A 2891-nucleotide genomic window follows, 5' to 3' on the forward strand; every position below is an offset into this window, starting at 1 on the left:
GGGTGTTGCGGCGGGCCGGCCTGGAGATCGCCAGCCGCCGGTCACCGACGGCGCCGGAGGCCTACGCGATGCCACCGGGTTCCACGGTCCTGCACTGCGCCGGCGCCGAGGGGGACCTCGAGGTCGAGCTGGCGATGGGGCCGGACGCGCTGACCGGGTTCCTGTCCTGGCTGGAGTCGTCCCCTCCTGGCCGTTCGGTGCCCTGGGCGTCCTGAGCCCCGCACCGGGTGCCGAGGCGGGGCCGGCTGATCGCGTCCGCCGGGCCGGGTCCCGTTTCCCCGGGGGCGGCCAGCCGTCGGGACGCGTCCGGCGTCCTCGGAGCGGTGCGAGCTTTCCTCGTTCCCGCCCAGGTCCATCCCCGTGCGGCGCGCCCGCGAGGCCTCCGCGCGCGAAGCGCGCCCGGCAACGCCCTGACCGGGCGGGGACGAGGCGGTGTGCGGCGCCGTCCGCCCGGGGGGTGGTCGAACCGGAGGCACCCGAGGTGCCTGGTCGGGATCCGGCCGTCTCCGGTGCGCGGCCGTGGCGGCCGTCGCCCTACCCGCGTGCCCGAACCGGGGTCCTGCGTTCCGACGTCCTCAGGCCTGGCCGCTGCCGGGCTTCCACAGCACGTCCCCGTCGGGGTTGCAGACCCGGGCGAGGATGAACAGGAGGTCGGACAACCGGTTCAGGTACTGGGCGGTGAGGATGTTGCTGCGTTCGGCGTCGGTCTCCAGCAGTGCCCAGACCGCGCGCTCGGCCCGGCGGGTCACGGTCCGGGCGGTGTGCAGCAGCGCGGCGGCCGGCGTTCCGCCGGGCAGGATGAAGGAGTCCAGCTTCCCGAGCCGTGCGTTGAAGTCGTCGCACCACCCCTCCAGGCGGTCCACGGCGGCCTGGGTGACCCGCAGCGGCGGGTACCTGGGGTCGGGCACGACCGGGGTGCACAGGTCCGCCCCGACGTCGAAGAGGTCGTTCTGGACCCTGCGGAGCACCTCGGCGACGTCCTCGGGGGGAGCGCCGAGCGCCAGGGCGGTCCCGATCGCGGCGTTGGCCTCGTCGACGTCGGCGTAGGCCACGAGCCTCGGGTCCGTCTTGCGCACCTGGCTCGAGTCGCCGAGACGGCTCATGCCGTCGTCGCCGGTCCTGGTGTAGATCCTGTTCAGGTGCACGGACATGTCGGGCAGCCTACGGAGGCGAGGCCTGTCTGGCCAGCGTCGTCGTGTCTGACCCGCCACGTCCGGTGGCCGTCGCGACCGTCGAGGAGTCGACCATTACGCTGGCTGGCCGTGAGTGAGCACTTCCGGGTTCGTGGTGGCGCGCGGTTGGTGGGAACCGTCGACGTGGTCGGCGCCAAGAACAGTGTCCTGAAACTGATGGCGGCGGCACTGCTGGCCGAGGGAACCACCACCATCACCAACTGCCCCGAGATCCTGGACGTCCCCTTGATGGGCGATGTCCTGCGGAACCTCGGGTGCGAGGTGACCATCGACGGCGGGACGGTGCGCATCACGACGCCCGCCCAGCCGGACCACCGCGCCGACTTCGCGTCGATGAGCAAGCTCCGCGCCTCGGTGTGCGTGCTGGGGCCGCTCGTGGGCCGGTGCCGCCGGGCCGTGGTGGCGTTGCCCGGTGGGGATGCGATCGGCTCGCGGCCCCTGGACATGCACCAGGCTGGTCTGCGGAAGCTGGGCGCGCGCAGCGAGATCGAACACGGGTGCGTGGTCGCCGAGGCGGAGGGGTTGCACGGCGCGCAGATCTGGCTGGACTTCCCCAGCGTGGGTGCGACCGAGAACATCCTGATGGCGGCCGTGTTGGCCGACGGCACCACGGTGATCGACAACGCGGCCCGTGAACCCGAGATCATCGACCTGTGCGCGATGCTCCAGCGGATGGGGGCGAAGATCGAGGGGGCGGGCACGTCCACCCTCACCGTGCACGGCGTCACGGCGCTCCAGCCCACCCAGCACCGGGTGATCGGCGACCGCATCGTGGGCGCGACGTGGGCGCTGGCAGCCGGGGCGACGCGGGGGGACATCACCGTGCGCGGTGTCGATCCGCACCACCTGGACCTCGTGCTGGAGAAGCTGCGGATGGCGGGCGCGGAGGTCACCGTCGGGGACGAGGAGTTCCGGGTCGTCATGTCCGGGCGGCCGACGGCGGTGGACTTCGTGACGTTGCCCTACCCCGGTTTCGCCACCGACCTCCAGCCGTTCGCGGTGGTGCTGGCGGCGGTCGCGGACGGCACGTCGATGATCACGGAGAACGTGTTCGAGGCCCGGTTCCGGTTCATCGACGAGATGGTCCGGTTGGGCGCGGACGCCAGGACGGACGGCCACCACGCCGTGATCCGGGGTGTGGAGCGGTTGTCGAGCGCGCCGGTGTGGGCCTCCGACATCCGGGCTGGCGCCGGTCTCGTGCTGGCCGGCCTGTGTTCGGAGGGTGTCACGGAGGTGTGGGACGTGTTCCACATCGACCGGGGTTACCCGAGGTTCGTCGAGAACCTGCGTGGGCTCGGCGCGGACGTCGAGCGGGTGTCGGAGCCTCCGCAGCGCTGAGCGGCCCGCTCCGGGGCTGAATCGGGCTCCTCCGCACCCGGTGCCGTGGGGCGCCGGGAGTGGCGTGTGGGCGCGGGTGGAGGGCCACCCGGTGCCCCTGGGGCACCCCGGGGCCGTCCTCGGTGCGGCCTCGCGCCCGCAGCCGGTGCGGCGAGTGCGCCGGTTCGGCGGGGGGTAGGGGGGCCGGGACGTGCACGGCACCGTTCGGATCCGCACCGCGCGGGGCGTGCTGGGGCGCGGGTTCGCCGGTTGGTGTGGGGCGGCGGTCCGGGAGGTCGGCGGCCCCGCGTCCCGCTCCCGCTGGTCGCGGGCCGGCCGGCGGGGCCACCACGCCCCGCCCCGCCGCTCGCAGGCCGCCCC

3 protein-coding genes are annotated in these 2891 nt (G+C 73.9%); 2 read left to right on the forward strand and 1 reads right to left on the reverse strand.

All coding sequences use genetic code 11. The annotated features are described in order from the left end of the window. Nucleotides 1-215, forward strand: a 215-nt coding sequence (locus ACTIDRAF_RS0222105) for a DUF2550 family protein (protein WP_016700890.1), incomplete at its 5' end; no start/stop codon positions are given. A 360-nt stretch (nucleotides 216-575) separates the two neighbouring features. Here the strand turns inward: ACTIDRAF_RS0222105 and ACTIDRAF_RS0222110 are convergent. Next, nucleotides 576-1151: a cob(I)yrinic acid a,c-diamide adenosyltransferase gene (locus ACTIDRAF_RS0222110; protein ID WP_016700891.1), complete on the reverse strand. Its 576-nt coding sequence runs from the start codon at nucleotides 1149-1151 to the stop codon at nucleotides 576-578. Between the two features lie 111 nt (nucleotides 1152-1262). On the opposite strand from ACTIDRAF_RS0222110, the gene murA reads away from it, so the two are divergent. Beyond that, a complete protein-coding gene (murA, locus tag ACTIDRAF_RS0222115; RefSeq protein WP_016700892.1) occupies nucleotides 1263-2531 on the forward strand; it encodes a UDP-N-acetylglucosamine 1-carboxyvinyltransferase in 1269 nt (422 codons plus the stop codon). Nucleotides 2532-2891: the final 360 nt, after the last annotated feature.

The organism is Actinoalloteichus spitiensis RMV-1378 (assembly GCF_000239155.1).
Taxonomy (GTDB): domain Bacteria; phylum Actinomycetota; class Actinomycetes; order Mycobacteriales; family Pseudonocardiaceae; genus Actinoalloteichus_B; species Actinoalloteichus_B spitiensis.

Coding starts and splice junctions, on each gene's coding strand:
- ACTIDRAF_RS0222110 (WP_016700891.1), bottom strand. CDS start 1,151: ATGTCCGTGCACCTGAACAGGATCTACACCAGGACCGGCGACGACGGC.